Here is a 17,559-nt window from a genome sequence, read left to right on the forward strand (position 1 = left end):
TCAGTATAGAAATATAATCCAAGTTAATTTTAATAAGTTAAAACAAAATTTTCTTAATTTTATTTTATTAAATTCATATTGCGTTATTTTTATGAAATAAAGATCGAAATAAGGAATTAATTGTTTGAAAAAACTATTTTATGGTTGCAATTTAAATAAAATTGGATTATACTAATTTTGATATTGATTTAAACCTTAGGAGGAAAAAATAAATGGCTAAAGTTATGAAAACCATGGATGGTAATACAGCTGCAGCATATGTATCATATGCATTTACTGAAGTAGCAGGTATATATCCTATTACACCATCTTCACCAATGGCAGAACTTTCAGATGAATGGTCTGCAAATGGTAAAACAAACGTTTTTGGACAAAAAGTAAAGGTAACAGAATTACAATCAGAAGCAGGAGCTTCAGGAGCTGTTCACGGCTCACTAGCAGCAGGTGCATTAACAACAACTTACACAGCTTCTCAAGGATTATTGTTAATGATACCTAACATGTATAAGATAGCTGGAGAGTTATTACCAGCAGTATTTCATGTATCTGCAAGAGCACTTGCAGGTCATGCATTATCGATTTTTGGTGATCACTCAGACGTTATGGCTACAAGACAAACAGGTTTTGCTCTTTTAGCATCAAGTAGCGTACAAGAAGTTATGGACATAGGTGGAATAGCACACTTGGCAGCTATTAAAACTAGAGTACCATTTGTACACTTTTTTGATGGATTTAGAACTTCACACGAAATACAGAAAATTGAAACTATTGACTATGCTGATTTAGCTAAATTAGTAGACTATGATGCAGTTCAAGAGTTTAAAAATAGAGCGTTAAATCCAGAGCATCCAGTAACTAGAGGTACTGCTCAAAACCCAGATATATTCTTCCAAGCTAAAGAAGCATCTAATACATTCTATGATGTAGTTCCAGATGCTGTAAATGAATATATGCAAGAAATCAGTAAGATTACTGGTAGAGAACATAAACCATTTGATTACTATGGAGCACAAGATGCTGAAAATGTTATAGTAGCAATGGGTTCGGTTGCAGAAACAATCAAAGAAGTTATTGATTATTTAACTTCTAAAGGAGAAAAGGTTGGATTATTGAATGTTCACTTATATAGACCTTTCTCAGCTAAATATTTCTTCAATGTTATGCCTAAAACAGTTAAGAAAATTGCAGTATTAGATAGAACAAAAGAACCAGGAGCTCTTGGAGAACCATTATACTTAGATGTTAAATCATTATATTATGATTTAGAAAACAAACCAGTTATAGTTGGTGGTAGATATGGATTAGGATCAAAAGATACTACTCCAGCACAAATCTTTGCAGTATATGAAAACTTAAATCAGGCAGAACCAAAAAATCAATTTACTATTGGTATCAATGATGATGTTACTCATACTTCATTAGAAACTAAAGAAAAAATTAATACTTCTGCTAAAGGTACAGTAAGATGTAAATTCTGGGGACTTGGTTCAGACGGAACTGTTGGTGCTAATAAAAGTGCTATCAAAATTATCGGAGACCATACTAGCATGTATGCTCAAGGATATTTCTCATATGACAGTAAAAAATCAGGTGGTATTACAATATCACATTTAAGATTTGGTAAACAACCAATTCGTTCAACATATTTAATTGATGAAGCTGATTTTGTATCTTGTTCTAAACAATCATATGTTACAACTTACAATGTTGTTGATGGATTAAGAAAAGGTGGAAATTTCTTATTAAATGCACAGTGGAATACAGAAGAATTAGAACAAAACTTACCAGCAAGTATGAAAAAATATATTGCTGATAACGAAATTAACTTATATACAATAAATGCTACTAAAATAGCTACGGATTTAGGATTAGGAAATAGAACTAATATGATTATGCAATCAGCATTCTTCAAATTAGCAGATGTTATACCAGTTGATGAAGCTGTTAAGTACTTAGAAGAAGCAATTGTTAAGTCTTACGGTAAAAAAGGTGAAAAAGTAGTAAACATGAATAAAGAGGCTGTTCAAAAAGGTATCACAAGCTTAGTTAAAGTTGAAATACCTGCTAGTTGGGCAAGTGCTAAGGAAGAAACAACTTGTACATCATGTTCATCTTGTTCAGGTTGTGCTAGCAAACCGGCATTTATTACTGAAGTTGTTGAACCAATGAATAGACAAGAAGGGGACAAATTACCAGTAAGTACTTTTGTTGGTAGAGAAGATGGAACATTCCCTCATGGAACTGCAGCATTTGAAAAACGTGGTATAGCAGTATTTGTACCAAAATGGGATGTAGATAACTGTATTCAATGTAACCAATGTTCATTTATTTGTCCTCATGCTTGTATTAGACCAGTTCTAGTAAATGAAGAAGAAATGAAAAATGCTCCAGAAGATTTTGCAACTAAAAAAGCTATTGGTAAAGGATTTGAAGGATTACAATACAGAATGCAAGTAAGTCCATTAGATTGTACTGGTTGCGGAAATTGTGCTGACATTTGTCCTGCCAAAACAAAAGCTTTAACAATGGAACCATTAGAGTCACAAATGAAAGAAGCAGCTAATTGGGACTTTGCTATTGAAAAAGTAGATATTAAAGATTCAATCATGGATAAGAGAACAGTTAAAGGTAGTCAATTTGCTCAACCTTACTTGGAATTTAGTGGTGCTTGTGCAGGATGCGGAGAAACTGCATATGCTAAAACAGTTACACAATTATTTGGTGAAAGAATGATTATAGCTAATGCTACAGGTTGTTCATCAATCTGGGGTGGTTCAGCTCCTTCAACACCATATTGCAAAGATAAGAATGGTAGAGGACCAGCTTGGGCTAACTCATTATTTGAAGATAATGCTGAATATGGATACGGAATGGCAGTAGCTAATAAAAATATTAGAGAAAGCATAAAATTAGCAATTGAAAAATTATTGGATAAAGAAATACCAAATGAGTTAAAAGCAACATTTGTTGAATGGGTGGATTCATTTGAAGATGCTGATGCTTCAAAAATTGCATCAGAAAAAGTATTAAAAGAAATTGATAATTATAAACCATGTTGCGATGAATGTGCTACATTAATAAAAGAAATATTAGATAAGAAAGACAACTTATCTAAAAAGTCAGTATGGATATTTGGTGGTGACGGATGGTCATATGATATAGGATATGGCGGATTAGATCACGTATTAGCATCTGGTGAAGACGTAAATGTAATGGTATTTGATACAGAAGTTTATTCAAATACAGGTGGTCAATCTTCAAAAGCTACTCCAACAGCTTCAGTTGCTAAATTTGCTGCAGCAGGTAAGAGAGTTAAGAAAAAAGACTTAGGTATGATTGCTGCTACTTATGGTTATGTGTATGTAGCTCAAGTTGCAATCGGTGCTGATAAAAACCAATTCATGAAAGCTTTAGTAGAAGCAGAAAGCTACAATGGACCATCATTGATTATAGCTTATGCTCCATGTATCAACCATGGTATCAAAGCTGGTATGGGTAAAACTATAGACAGAGAAAAGAAAGCTGTTGAATCTGGTTACTGGCATTTATACAGATTTAATCCGACTCTAAAAGAACAAGGTAAAAATCCATTTACTTTAGATTCTAAAGAGCCAAAAGCATCATTCAGAGAATTCTTAGATGGTGAAGTAAGATATACATCATTAAAAGGATCATTCCCAGAAGTTGCTGAAGATTTATTTGCAAAAGCAGAAGAAAATGCAAAAGAAAGATTAGATTCTTACAAAAGAATGGCAGAAATGCAATACTAGTAAGTAAAAGTTAATAAATAGAAAAATTGAGATGGAATCGCGAACCATCTCTTTTTTTATGCAGGAAAGTTCTAATCCTAGTATATAAAAAAATAGGATTGCATAGGATAGTATGGTTTATTTGGCAGCTTTTACATGATAGCTCAAAATATAAATATGTTTTAGATTTATTATTTAAATTTCAAGCAAATACAGCAGTAGAAATAACTTAAATTAATTTACATAATATAAAATATTCTTGTTTTAAATAGTAAAAAAGTATATAATAATATTGTCTAAAAATATATGGAGGATTCACAATATGAAAGCTTATGATTTAATAAAAAAAATTGAGTTTGAAGTTACTACTCAAGAATTAATTAGTTTAATGAAAGATGGAAACAGACAAGTAGAGTTAACATTAAATGGAAAACAAACTGATGATGTTGGTTACTTAACTTGGGATAAAGAACATTGGACAACTATAGATGCTAATAGATTTATGCGTTGTTATTCTTTAGAAGGTAAATCATTAATGGAATCAACTGCTCATAACATATATGATTTACAAAATGATTTTCATCCAGAATTAGCTTTAAAAATAGAAATTAATTAGTAACTCTTAGGAGGGATATATATGTTAAACATAGTAATTTGTGATGATGATAATGAAATGTGCTTAAATCTTAAAAAAAGTTTAATTCAAAACATAGAATTTGAATTCAAATTACATATTTTTCACGATTACGATTTGAATTTTCATGAATATATATTATATAATAATATCCCTTCTATCTACATTTTTGACATTGAACTTAATAATACAAATGTAGATGGTTATGGAATAGCAAAAAAAGTTAGAAAAGCAAAATCGTATAGTGACGAAATTATTTTTTTATCTAGCTATACTTCAGGGATAATAAATACATATAAATATAAGATTAAGCCTATTGATTTTATAGAAAAATCAAGTTATTGTTACTTAGATGTTATTAGTGCAGTAAATGAAGCAAAACTTAGAATAGATGCAAGGGCTTTAGAAAATGATAGCGGTGCTTTGCTGATAAATGAAGGTAAAGATACGTATAGGATAAAATACAAAAATATTATATGTATAGAGAAAATAAAAAATTGTAAAAAGGTAGAAATAACAGTAGTTAAAGCAAATGACAATTTAGACAAAAATATATATACTACTTATAAAGCTATTGAAAAAATTTACGAAGAGTTAGATGATAGATTTTCACAAATATCAAGAGGCGTTATAATTAATAAAAAATTTGTGAAAAAAGTAAGCTCAAATGGGCAAGTTGTTATGGCAAATGGAAATATATTTATGACAAGTGTAAAGAAAACAAAGGAGTTAAAAGATGAGTTATAGCTTTTCTCTATTTCTAGGTTCAATTGTTAAAAGTTATATTTATTTATCTTTGTTCCCATCTAGATTGTTAAATAAAAAACATAAATTTAATACATCATATTATTTTTTTATTTTCTTTTTTTCTATTTTAATATATTTTCTGAACGATAAAAATTTTGTATTGAAAACATTTATAACTATATTTTTTGAATATTTGATAATAAAAAAAATATATGCAACTAATAGTGTAATATCCTTGATTATTTCAGTTATGACATATTCAATAGTGTTTATTTGTAATCAACTATGCTTATTATTTTTTATAGAACAATTGGATTTAGACTTAATATATATTAAATATTACCCAGAAAGGGTTATAGAAATTAATTTGTCATTGTTATGCATTTTAGCTATATTAAGAGGTATTATTAGCCCTAGGATGTTTTTCAATGAAATAAAGGAATTTAGCTTTGAAAAGAAGAATATGAGAATAGTATTTCTATATGCTGTGTTTTCAATAGTATTTCTAGCGTTGGTAGGTTTTATATTGACAGAAGAAAAACCTTTTTCAACCAATTATATTGTATGTATAATTTTAGTGATGAATTTTATAGTAATCAATTATTTATATATATTTCAAATAAAAGAATTAATAAGAAGTAAGAATGATTTTGATACAATAAATAACTATATTGCTGGTGTTGAAAAAACTGCTTCGCAGTTAAAAAAACAAGAGCATGAACATAATAATGAGCTAATAACAATTAAAGCATTAGCTCAGGAAAACAACACACAACAAATTATTGAACTTATCGAAAATATATGCAAAAATAAAAATAAAAATAAGATATCAGCTAATATTGGGCTTGATAAAATACATGATAATATTTTGAAAAGCTTGATAATGCATAAAATCAATAGTACAAATAGTCTAGGTTTAAAAACAGAGGTTTTTATAAGAGAAAAAATAAATCCAATAAATGTTTCACCTAAAGATCTTACTAACATTATAGGTATAATTATGGATAATGCTATTGAAGGAGCAATTAATTCTAATCAAAAATATATAAGTATACTTATGGACAATGATGAAGAAGATGAAGAGATGAATATAACAATTGCTAATACATATAAAGATTCTCCGACTATTTATCAAAAGGGTGTTTCAACAAAGGGCAGTCTAAGAGGGAATGGACTTTCAATATTATCTGAAATTGAAGACGAAAATGATAGGATTAGAATTAGCACAGAAATTACCGAGGAATTGTTTATACAAGACGTATTTATAAGAAAATAAATATTTCGGGGAGTGAAAAAACGTTTTCCCGGTAATTTTTAAATTTTTTTTAAAAGAATGTGCTAATATAATATTGTGATAGAGATAAGAAAAAAATATTTCTTATCAGAGGGCTATCATGAGGGATTGTTTATTATAATATAATATTAGAGAAGCTCATTTTGTGGGCTTTTTTGCGTTTTATGAGTTATAAATGTTATTTGACAATACATTATACTTAGGTTAAAATATAGGTAGGCAAAAAAAGTATTAGGAGGAAAATATGGAAAAATTAATTATCAGTGCTGCAATTTGCGGTGCAGAAGTAACTAAAGAACAAAATCCTGCAGTTCCTTATACAATTGAAGAAATTGTAAGAGAAGCAAAATCAGCATACGATGCTGGTGCTGCAGTAATTCATTTACATGTAAGATGGGATGATGGAACACCTACACAGGAAACAAAGAGATTTCAAGAAGCAGTAGATGCTATTAGAAAAGTTTGTCCAGATGTTATTATCCAACCTTCAACAGGTGGAGCAGTTGGCATGACAGACTTGGAAAGATTAGCTTCTACAGATATTGTACCAACACCTGAGTTTGCAACTTTGGACTGTGGAACATGTAATTTTGGTGGAGATGAAATATTTGTTAATACAGATAACACAATATTTAACTTTGCTAAGATTATGAAAGAAAGAGGTATAAAACCTGAACTTGAAGTTTTTGACAAAGGAATGGTTGATATTGCTCGAAAAGCTGATAAAAAAGGTTTATTAGTACATCCTTTACACTTTGATTTTGTACTTGGCGTTCAAATGACAGCAACGTTACGTGATTTAGTATTTATGGTAGGTAGTTTACCAGAAGGCTCAACTTGGACAGCTACTGGCCTTGGTAGAAATGCATGGCATATTGCTGCTGCTACAATATCATTAGGTGGAAATGTAAGAGTTGGGTTTGAAGATAATCTATACTTAGAAAAAGGTGTTTTAGCAAAATCAAACGGAGAAATGGTTGCAAAAGCAGTTCAATTAGCTAAGCTACTTGGAAGAGAAATAGCAACTCCAGATGAAGCAAGAGAAATATTAGGACTTAAAAAATAAATAAAAAGGAGCTAAAAGCTCCTTTTTTAATATGCGTATTTAGGTTTTTTATCAAATGTGTGAATTGTATCTATGAAACGTATTGTACCAGATTTAGAACGAGTTACCACAGAATATGTTCTTGCTTGCTTGTTTGCATAGTATCGAACACCTTTTAGAAGCTCACCATCTGAAACTCCTGTAGCAGCAAAAATAACGTCATCACCTTTTGCTAAATCTTCCATAGTAAGAACTTTGTTCCAGTTATCACCAATCATTTCAATACATCTTTTTGTCTCTATATCATTTTCAGGAACTAATCTTCCTTGGAATTCTCCACCTAAACATTTAAGCGCGGCAGCAGCTATTACTCCCTCTGGAGCACCACCTTTTCCAATAAGTAAATCAACTCCAGAATCATCAAAACATGTAGCTATTGCAGTTGCAACATCACCATCTCCAAAAAGTTTAACTCTAGCACCTACGCGTCTTGCAATATCTATGTATTTTTGGTGTCTTGGTCTATCAAGCATGGTAACAGTGATTTCAGTTACATCTTTTCCTAGTGATTTGGCAAGATTAAATATATTAACATCTAGTGGTTTTGTTATATCAATGACACCAACACCTTTAGGGCCAGCTGCAATCTTTTCCATGTACATATCTGGTGCGTGTAATAGGCATCCTTTTGGAGCTACAGCAACAACTGCTAAAGCATTAGGTAATCCTTTTGCACAAAGATTAGTACCATCTAAAGGGTCAACAGCTATGTCTATTTCAGGTGTACCAGGAGCACAAGTACCTATTTTTTCACCAATGTAAAGCATAGGTGCTTCATCCATTTCTCCTTCTCCAATTACAACAGTACCGTTAATATCAAGTACTTGAAACATTCCTCTCATACCATCTACAGCTGCTTGGTCTGCAATTTCTTTATCGCCTCTACCTAAATATTTGGCGCATCCTAAAGCTGCAGCTTCTGTAACTCTAACAATATTTAGAGCTAATTCTCTATCCATATAAAATCTCCTTATTAATAAAATTATTATAGAATTTTTTTGTTAATTTATATATTTAGTATAACACATATAATTAAATTTGTGAACAATTAATTATTAGAGTAGCCTATAATTATATATGTTACTCTAATTAAAGCGTTAGTCGAAAAATTACGGCACTAAACTATAAATTAGTTGGGATATATTTTATAATAAAAATAGTGTTGCAACTAAGTTATCAACACTATTTTTATTTATTATATTTTATGTTATTAAATAATTAAATATCTAAATTAAGTTTTTCAATTTCCAATGGTTCAATTGATTCTTCTATTGATTTGCTATTAGATGCTTCAGCATATGCATTTATACATTTTGCATTTGTACGCTTTTTATTAATTGTAAGAGGACCATTTACGCATCCACCTTCACATGCCATTCCTTCTATGAAATTACCATTTAATCTACCAAATTTAGCAAGCTTTAATGCTTTTTCACATTCTACTAAGCCACTGCAAACAACTGGTTTTACGTCTATGTTTAGGCCTTCAGTTTCAATGATGTGTTTAACAGCTTCAGTAACACCACCGGAACAAGCAAATGCTCTACCAAATTTAGTAGCAGTATCATGAGGTTTTGCTTCGCATAATGAAACATCAATATCTGAAGCATCGATATATGCTTGAAGTTCATCAAATCCCATAACATAATCTACATCACCAACTAATTCTTCTTTTTGAATTTCCATTTTTTTTGATATGCATGGACCAATAAAAATTATTCTTGAATTTTTATCATGCTTCTTAATAAGTCTAGCAGTTGCAATCATTGGCGAAACTGCAGTTGATATATTATCGACTAACTCAGGGTATTTTTGTTAATTAATGCTACAAAAGCTGGGCAACAAGATGAAGTTATGAATTTTTTATGACCTAATTCTTCCTTCAATAGATTAGCCTCATAGTGTGCAATGATATCTGCACCTACTGCTGCTTCAACAACATCATAAAATCCTAATTTTTTAATTGCTTCAATAACTTGTTCGATTTTATATTCAGCAAATTGAGCTGCAATAGCAGGTGCTACTACTGCATATACTTTATAATTTTGATTATTATTAGATTCTTTTATTAATTTAACAATATTTAATAAATAAGATTTATCAACGATTGCACCAAAAGGGCATTTTGCAACACAAGCACCACAACTAACACAATTTTCTTCAACAATCATTGCTTTTTTTGTGCTAGGGTCAATCTTTAGAGCATCCATCTTACATGATTTAATACATGGTCTCCTTACGTCAGAAATAGCTTCAAATTGACATGATTCGTGGCACTTACCACATTCTATACACTTATCTTGGTCTATATGTGCTCTTTTATTAATAATAGAAATTGCTCCAACAGGACAATTTTCAACACAGTGGTGTGCTAAGCACCCTCTGCAAGCCTCTGTCACAGAGAATCTGTTTACTGGGCATTCGTCACAAGCTATTTCAATTGTATTAACAACATTATCTTTAACATCATAAATAATATTCTTTATTTTTTCAGTAACGATAGCTCTTTCTTTATATATACAGCATCTTGTTTCTGCTTTAGGACCAACTATGACTTTAGGAATGTCTAAAATGTCATTTACTAGTGTATCATTAAGTTCTGATTTTACAATTTCTTTTAATAGGTTGTATTTTCTGTATTGGACATGACTGTCAAATTTTCTCATATAATTTATTAAATCCTTTCTAATCTTTTTATAAGTATTTAGTAGTTATTTCTTTACCTGCTTTCTTTAATTCTTCAATTAAATCATATATAATTTTTAGTTTAATATTAAACCCCGTAGGGAAGTTTGGATTTTGATGTGCCGGATTTACAGCCTTTCCTATATAAAAATTTATGTGTGTACTTTCTTGTATCAACATTTTTGTTAACAAAGAACAGCCGTTATAATCCTTATCATCTATGTAATTGTCATATGTATTTTTATTAAATTCTTTAATCATTTCTAAAGTTTTACCAAGTGTAAGTACTCCTTCAGTTACTAAATCAAAACCATCGATATATGCTATTGGAGGTATTCCTTCACGCATTGTATCAATATCAACGTTTAATTCTCTATTTAATTCTCTTTGAGCAATTAGTGCAGTAGTTCCACCACACAATATTTTTTTTGAATTACCTTTTGTCATTAACTTTGCAAGTTCCTTATCTAATGATTTATCAACTGGTGGACCAATAAAAATATCAATATATTCAGGTTTCCTAAGTTTTATAGTTAATATAGTTGTGTCATCCCCCGGCTTATTGTTATATAAGTTATTGCAAACACCAATAAAGTTTCCATTTAATATTTTAGAAGTATTATTGATTTTATTTAATCCTTCTAAATAGTCATTAATTTCACTCCAACCCCACCCTAAATTCAGGAGTTGTCCAATTCCAGCATGTACAGCTCCATCACTAATAATGTTAAGTGAGTCTCCAAGTTGTAGTTTGAATTTAGATTCAAAAACATTTTTATTACCAACAGTAATCATAGTTTTGGGTATATTTTTAAATACTCCATCGTTATAATAAAAATAAGCGGGATTATCATATTCAGCTATATATGTATTATATTCATTGTCAATCTTAATTATAGTGAATGTTGAATATGCTAATTTTCTAATTTTACATTCAGGTAGAGTATTGATTATTGTCTCTATAGTTTCTTCTATACTAGCACCATCTTTAATCATAGTAGCAACAATTTTGGAGGTTAAAGTTGATAGTATATTTGCTTTAACACCACTTCCAAGCCCGTCAGATAATACAGCAATATAACCATTTTCATTATGTACAATCTCAACTTTATCGCCACATAATTCTTCACCGTATTTATTTATGCTGCTATAGTTTATATCAAGAAAATAATTCATTATATATCACTCTCTTCTTCAGTAACTACTTTCTTTAGCTTTAACAAGGTAGTTTTTGTTTCAGCAGTTGTTTCGCCAAGTAAGCCAGCAATTTCTTGAACAACGCGCATTTGTTTTTCAATTACCTTATCTGCAGTTTCAATAGTATTTAGCTTTAATTTAAGCAATTTATCTTTTTTATTTTCTTCATCAGTTACATCCAATAGTATAATAAAAATCATTTTTACATTGGGTAAGTATATAAAACTTCCATAAGCTGTTATACCATAGGACGAAATAAGTAGTTTCTTATTGAGTATGTTTTGTTCTGTTTCAATAACTTGCTCACATTCTACAGTAGGTATAAGCATAGATAAATTTTTTCCGCGCATATTAGATATTTTTGTACAAAATGCTTTTTCGGCTTGAGGATTTAATTCTAAAATATTGAGGTCTTTATCAACAATAAATAAAATATTAGGTGAATATTCAAAACTTATGTTTGAGATTCTTTCAGCTTTGGCTTTCATATAAGGCATGCACATTTCTGGATATGACATGCCATCAAGAACAGAAATAGCTTTTTGTCTACATGTTTCGTAACCACAAGAACTACAATTTAGTTCGTCACTAACATTGTGTTTACCTAATTTTTCTAAAACAGATTTGATTTCCTCATCTGTATATTTCTTTGTGACAAGGTGTTTGTCCCTAAATTTTCTAGAAAAATTTATATTATATACATCTTTTGCTACCTGCTTACTAAAGTAATCAGAACGCTTAAGCATGCTCTTTAAATTTATTTTTCGTATAAATACATTAGTAGAGTCCTTTGGTACAGCAGGACCCTCTATACAACCACCTTCACAACTGTTAGCTTCAATGAAAATATTTTTCAAATCGTTGTTTTTAAGTTCTTCGAATAAATCTTTACATTGTTGAGTACCACTAACAGATATACTTGTATAATTTTTCTTGTCCAACACATCTTTTAAGCCAGGTAAAATTCCATTTTCTGTGGGATACTTTTGTCCTAGCTTATTACCAGTTTTGTCGGGAGTACTGTTTTCACACTTACTAATGTCAATACCTGTTTCTGAGAAATAATTTTCTAATTCCTCAAAAGATATGACCGCATCCATGATATTAGTAACCTGATAAGGATATGCTTCGCATTTTTTTGCTATACAAGGTCCTAAAAAAGTAATATAAATATCTTTCCCAAATTCTTTTCTTAACATTTTACAGTGTGCAATCATAGGAGAATCAACTGGTATCATGTTATTTATTAATTCTGGATAATAAGTTTGAATCATTAAATTTACAGATGGACATGCTGTTGTAATAATGTTTTCCCCGCTAGATTTTTCAACATAATCATTATATAATTCTGTAACTATATTCGCACCGATAGATGTTTCTTCTATTCTATGTATACCCATTTTTCGTAAAGCACCAATTAATTTATAAGGATCTTTGTAAATACCAAGATAAGATGGAGCAATACTAATAATAACTTTTTTATTTTCATTAATAGCATTAATGACTTTATCAAGATCACTTAAAATATATCTAGCATTTTGAGGGCAAACTAAAAAGCATTTGCCACATGCAATACATCTATTTTCAACAATTTGAGCTTGGTCATTAACCATTTTTATTGCTTTAACAGTGCAATTCCTAACACATTTATAACAGTTCTTACAGTTCGCAGGTACAAAATCTAAAATTTTCATTTATTAATTCTCCCTAGCACAGTATTATTAAAAAAGTCTTTAGCCGTAGATGGAACTACAGAATATATTTCATTTTCAAACTGAACTGATACTGCTTCGGTACAATGACCTAAGCAGAAAGCGCCTTTTATAATGATGTCATTCTCTAAATTGTTTTCTTTAATGCATTGTTTAAATTGTTCTATAACACAATATGAACCTTTTAAATGGCATGCACTGCCAACACAAATACTTAACTCTAACATACATTCACCCCATAATATAAGAAGATTAATTCTAGTAATTATATATTATATGCTCACAATAATTATAATTACTATACTATAGTTTGTCAATCTAAAATGTTAAATTATTAACGAAATAATTTGCACAAAATAGTTAATATATACAATTTAATTTGTCCTTGACTTAATAATATTAGGATGATATTATTAAATTGCTTATCCGTTTTACTTATCTTGCCAAAAATCCATTAATGGTGATTTTAAATATGAATAAGGCCTATAAAATTTGGAGGTGTTTTTTTGAATTTAACTGATTTATCAAATATGAAGTTACCAGAATTAAAAGAATTAGCACAAAAAAAGGGAATTTTAAATATTTACAAGTATAAAAAGAGTGAACTAATAGAAGAAATTTTAAAAGAAATAGAAAGCATTAAAAAACAGGAAGAAAAAGAAAAAGTAAAAAAGGATTTGCCTGATAGATTGAATGAAGAAGTTGAAAATAGTAGCGATGTGCTTGAAATTTCAGGTATACTAGAATCTCATCAAGATGGATATGGCTTTTTAAGAACTAATAATTATCTAACCAGCGAAAACGATGTATATATTTCTCCTTCACAAATTAGGAGATTTCAATTAAAAACTGGTGACAAGGTAAGTGGTATAACACGCTCTCCAAAACAAGGTGAAAAATTCAAAGCATTATTATATGTGAAAAAAGTTAATGATTTAGATCCCGAATTATCTAGAAACCGTAAAAATTTTGATACTTTAACACCTATTTATCCAAATAATAGAATAAGGTTAGAATCAAATTCCAAAGATATTGCAATGAGAATAATTGATTTGGTTTCACCTATTGGAAGAGGACAAAGAGGTATGATAGTTGCTCCTCCTAAAGCAGGAAAAACTACATTGTTGAAAAATATTGCAAATAATATATCAAATAATTATCCTGAAATAGAAATAATCATTTTACTTATAGATGAAAGACCAGAGGAAGTTACAGATATGAAAAGATCTGTAAATGCAGATGTTGTATATTCTACATTTGATGAGCTTCCAAAAAATCATATAAAAGTGGCAGAAATTGTTCTAGAAAGAGCAAAAAGATTAGTCGAGCATGGAAAAGATGTAGTAATATTATTAGATAGTATAACAAGATTGGCAAGAGCATATAACTTAACAATTCCACAAACAGGAAGAACATTGTCAGGTGGTCTTGATCCTGGAGCATTATATAGTCCAAAAAGATTTTTCGGTGCTGCTAGAAATATTGAAAACGGTGGTAGCTTAACTATTCTGGCCACTGCTTTAGTAGAGACAGGCAGTAGGATGGATGATGTTATATTCGAAGAATTCAAGGGAACAGGAAATATGGAGGTTCACTTAGACAGAAAGTTATCTGAAAGAAGAGTATTCCCTGCACTTGATATTAATAAGTCGGGTACTAGAAAAGAAGATTTATTATTGACTAGCAAAGAGTTGCAGACAATTTGGCAAATTAGAAAAGCACTTAGTAATTTTCATACTGTAGATGTAACTGAAAGATTATTAGATGGATTATTAAAAACTAAATCTAATAACGAATTTATACATGAAGCAGCTACAATATTTAACATAGAAAAACAAAAATGATAAATAAATAATTAAATAGATAAAAAATATATTGAAATATATAATTTGATGTGCTATAATCTCTTAGTACGTTGATGAAACGATGATATTAAAAGTTATTATTAAATATAATATAAAGATTTAGAAAGAGGTGAATTTGATGAAACAAGGAATACATCCAGAATACAAAAAAGCTATAGTAAAATGTGCATGCGGAAACACTTTTGAAACAGGTTCAGTTGTTGATGAAATAAAAGTTGAGATTTGTTCAGAATGCCATCCATTTTTTACAGGTAAACAAAAGTTTATCGATAAAGGTGGTAGAGTTGACAGATTTAAGAAAAAATACGGAATGTAAAATTCATCTTAAATTTAATCAAATTATAATTAGTCGATATTTATATATCGGCTTTTTTATATACTAGAAAATTTTATTACTAGTATATAAAAAAATATATAAACATATAATAAATTGTGCAATATGAAATTCCATTGTATAATAAATTTGTATGTGCTATAATTATTTATAATAATTATAATAAAAGTATGTATAAAGGTGGTGAGTTAATGTCACATCAAGCATTATATAGAAGATTTCGTTCTAAAACCTTTGATGAAATTATAGGACAAGAACATGTCGTAAAAACTTTGAAAAATCAAATATTATCAAATAATGTAGCTCATGCATATCTTTTTTGTGGTATAAGAGGTACAGGTAAAACCTCAACAGCTAAAATATTGGCTAGAGCAGTAAATTGCTTAAATAATGCAGATGGCAATCCATGCAACGAATGTGAAATATGTAAAAGTATATTAAATGAAACAAATATGGATGTAGTTGAAATGGATGCAGCTTCAAATAATGGTGTTGATGACATTAGAGAGTTACGTGATAAGGTAAAATTTATGCCTTCAAAAAGTAAGTATAAGGTATATATCATAGATGAGGTACATATGCTTTCAAAAGGTGCGTTTAACGCACTTCTAAAAACTTTGGAAGAACCACCTGAACACCTAATATTTATACTTGCTACTACCGAACCACAAAAAATTCCTGCAACAATTTTATCTAGATGTCAAAGATTTGATCTTAGAAGAATTACTGTAGAAGATACAGTCAAAAACATGCAAAACATATGCGATGAAATCGGAGTAGAAATAGATGAAAAAGCTTTGAAGCTAATAGCTGCTAATTCTGATGGTGCGATGCGTGATGCTTTAAGTATACTAGATAGATGCTTGACATTTGGTTCTAGTAAAATTGAATATGATGATGTTAATGATCTTTTGGGAATAGTTAGTTTTGATAATATAATTAAAGTATCAAATGCGATTATTGATAAGAATTTAAAAGAAATAATGTCATTGATAAATATTAATTTGAATCAAGGTAAGGATTTATTATTATTTATAGAAGAAATAATAACATATTTTAGAAATATGTTATTATATAAGACTACAGCTTTAACTGATAATTTAGTTAGAATGACTGAAGATAATATTGAACTATTAAAATCACATGCAGAAAGGATTTCTCTAGATCAAATAATATCTATAATTCAAAAATTATCAGAAGCATTATCAGAATGTAAAAAATCAATAAATCCTAGAATAATATTTGAGATTAAAATAATAAGCTTAATGGAATCATCAAATACTATAAGTAATAATGAGGATATTAATAATCTTATTAAAAGGGTTGAATATTTAGAAAGTGCTATAAAAAATAGTTCTTATGTAAATATAAATACAAAAAATGAGCATGTTTTTAATAAAAAACCTATTGAAAAACCAAGTAGAAAACCTAAGGGAAAATTAGTAGCATCAGATGAAATAATGACAGAGAATAATGATATTGTAATAGATACGTCATTAACTGATGAAGATGTTATAAAAAAAATATCTAATAATTGGAATCAGTTTTTGAAAGTAATAAGAAGTGAAAATGCTGGGTTATCAGCTATAATTAGAGAGAGTAAGTTATCTCATATAAATAATAAAACTATTTATTTTGAATATGAGTCTAAATTTAACTTTCATTACACAGCTGCTAATCAAGATAAAAATAAATCTAAGCTTAAAGAAATACTGTTAGGTTTTTTAAAGGCAGAATATAATGTTGATTTTATTTTAAAAACAGACAAAAAAAATCAAGATGTAAAAAAATCTATGGATGATGTTTTTGAAGATATGAAGACTGCTTTTGGAGAAGATAAGGTAGAGCTTAAATAATATATTAAATTGGAGGAAAGTATGAAAGGTAGAAAAATGCCACCTATGGGAGGCGGTAACATGAATAATATGATGAAGCAGGTTCAAAAAATGCAACAACAAATGGAAGCTGCTCAAAGGGAAATAGAGGATAAGGAATTAGAAAGCACATCAGGTGGAGGAGCAGTTACTGTAGTTATTACAGGTAAAAAAGTTTTAAAATCTATAAAAATAGATCCTGAAGTAGTTGATAAAGATGATGTTGAAATGCTAGAAGATTTAGTTGTTGCTGCTATAAATGAAGCTTTTAGAAAAGCTGATGAAGTAAGCGAACAAGAAATGAAAAAAGTTACAGGTGGTATAAATATCCCTGGATTATTCTAGTTAAAAAAGGTGGATATA

General features: G+C 29.4%; 13 protein-coding genes and 1 pseudogene. 9 read left to right on the forward strand and 5 right to left on the reverse strand.

Annotation, left to right across the window (positions count from 1 at the left end; genetic code table 11):
* Window positions 1-212 precede the first annotated feature (212 nt).
* From nifJ to JYG23_RS14310, 5 genes are all read left to right on the forward strand, one after another.
* Window positions 213-3,770 (forward strand): pyruvate:ferredoxin (flavodoxin) oxidoreductase, encoded by a 3,558-nt coding sequence (gene nifJ, locus JYG23_RS14290; RefSeq protein WP_207236350.1) that lies wholly within the window; start codon window positions 213-215, stop codon window positions 3,768-3,770.
* 301 nt (window positions 3,771-4,071) lie between these two features.
* A complete protein-coding gene (locus tag JYG23_RS14295) occupies window positions 4,072-4,365 on the forward strand; it encodes a hypothetical protein (RefSeq protein WP_207236351.1) in 294 nt (97 codons plus the stop codon).
* A gap of 21 nt (window positions 4,366-4,386) precedes the next feature.
* Window positions 4,387-5,130, forward strand: coding sequence for a LytTR family DNA-binding domain-containing protein (locus JYG23_RS14300; protein WP_207236352.1), 744 nt, complete (start codon window positions 4,387-4,389; stop codon window positions 5,128-5,130).
* Window positions 5,120-6,406, forward strand: a complete 1,287-nt coding sequence (locus tag JYG23_RS14305) for a sensor histidine kinase (protein WP_207236353.1) — start codon at window positions 5,120-5,122, stop codon at window positions 6,404-6,406. The genes JYG23_RS14300 and JYG23_RS14305 overlap by 11 nt, the downstream gene beginning before the upstream one ends.
* Before the next feature lie 262 nt (window positions 6,407-6,668).
* Window positions 6,669-7,490, forward strand: a complete 822-nt coding sequence (locus JYG23_RS14310) for a 3-keto-5-aminohexanoate cleavage protein (protein ID WP_207236354.1) — start codon at window positions 6,669-6,671, stop codon at window positions 7,488-7,490.
* Window positions 7,491-7,516: 26 nt separating this feature from the next.
* On the opposite strand, the gene glpX is transcribed toward JYG23_RS14310, so the two are convergent.
* The 5 genes and pseudogenes from glpX to JYG23_RS14335 all read right to left on the reverse strand — a co-directional run bounded on the left by glpX (window position 7,517) and on the right by JYG23_RS14335 (window position 13,350).
* Window positions 7,517-8,488, reverse strand: coding sequence for a class II fructose-bisphosphatase (gene glpX / locus JYG23_RS14315; RefSeq protein ID WP_207236355.1), 972 nt, complete (start codon window positions 8,486-8,488; stop codon window positions 7,517-7,519).
* Window positions 8,489-8,747: 259 nt separating this feature from the next.
* Window positions 8,748-10,195 (reverse strand): annotated as a pseudogene (locus JYG23_RS15185) (4Fe-4S dicluster domain-containing protein).
* 28 nt (window positions 10,196-10,223) lie between these two features.
* Complete coding sequence (locus JYG23_RS14325; protein ID WP_207236356.1) at window positions 10,224-11,390, reverse strand: SpoIIE family protein phosphatase; 1,167 nt, start codon at window positions 11,388-11,390, stop codon at window positions 10,224-10,226.
* On the reverse strand, window positions 11,390-13,105 hold the full coding sequence (locus JYG23_RS14330) for a [Fe-Fe] hydrogenase large subunit C-terminal domain-containing protein (protein WP_207236357.1): 1,716 nt from the start codon (window positions 13,103-13,105) through the stop codon (window positions 11,390-11,392). Before JYG23_RS14330 ends, JYG23_RS14325 begins: the two co-directional genes overlap by 1 nt.
* Entirely contained in the window at window positions 13,102-13,350 is a 249-nt protein-coding gene (locus JYG23_RS14335; protein WP_207236358.1) for a (2Fe-2S) ferredoxin domain-containing protein, read from the reverse strand. The genes JYG23_RS14330 and JYG23_RS14335 overlap by 4 nt, the downstream gene beginning before the upstream one ends.
* Before the next feature lie 279 nt (window positions 13,351-13,629).
* On the opposite strand from JYG23_RS14335, the gene rho reads away from it, so the two are divergent.
* From rho to JYG23_RS14355, 4 genes are all read left to right on the forward strand, one after another.
* Entirely contained in the window at window positions 13,630-14,967 is a 1,338-nt protein-coding gene (gene rho, locus JYG23_RS14340; protein ID WP_207236359.1) for a transcription termination factor Rho, read from the forward strand.
* 139 nt (window positions 14,968-15,106) lie between these two features.
* Window positions 15,107-15,304 (forward strand): 50S ribosomal protein L31, encoded by a 198-nt coding sequence (gene rpmE / locus JYG23_RS14345; protein WP_207236360.1) that lies wholly within the window; start codon window positions 15,107-15,109, stop codon window positions 15,302-15,304.
* A gap of 116 nt (window positions 15,305-15,420) precedes the next feature.
* Entirely contained in the window at window positions 15,421-17,178 is a 1,758-nt protein-coding gene (dnaX, locus tag JYG23_RS14350) for a DNA polymerase III subunit gamma/tau (RefSeq protein ID WP_207236361.1), read from the forward strand.
* Between the two features lie 21 nt (window positions 17,179-17,199).
* Window positions 17,200-17,541, forward strand: coding sequence for a YbaB/EbfC family nucleoid-associated protein (locus tag JYG23_RS14355; protein WP_207236362.1), 342 nt, complete (start codon window positions 17,200-17,202; stop codon window positions 17,539-17,541).
* The last annotated feature ends 18 nt before the right edge of the window (window positions 17,542-17,559 follow it).

The organism is Sedimentibacter sp. zth1, from assembly GCF_017352195.1.
Lineage (GTDB): Bacteria > Bacillota > Clostridia > Tissierellales > Sedimentibacteraceae > UBA1535.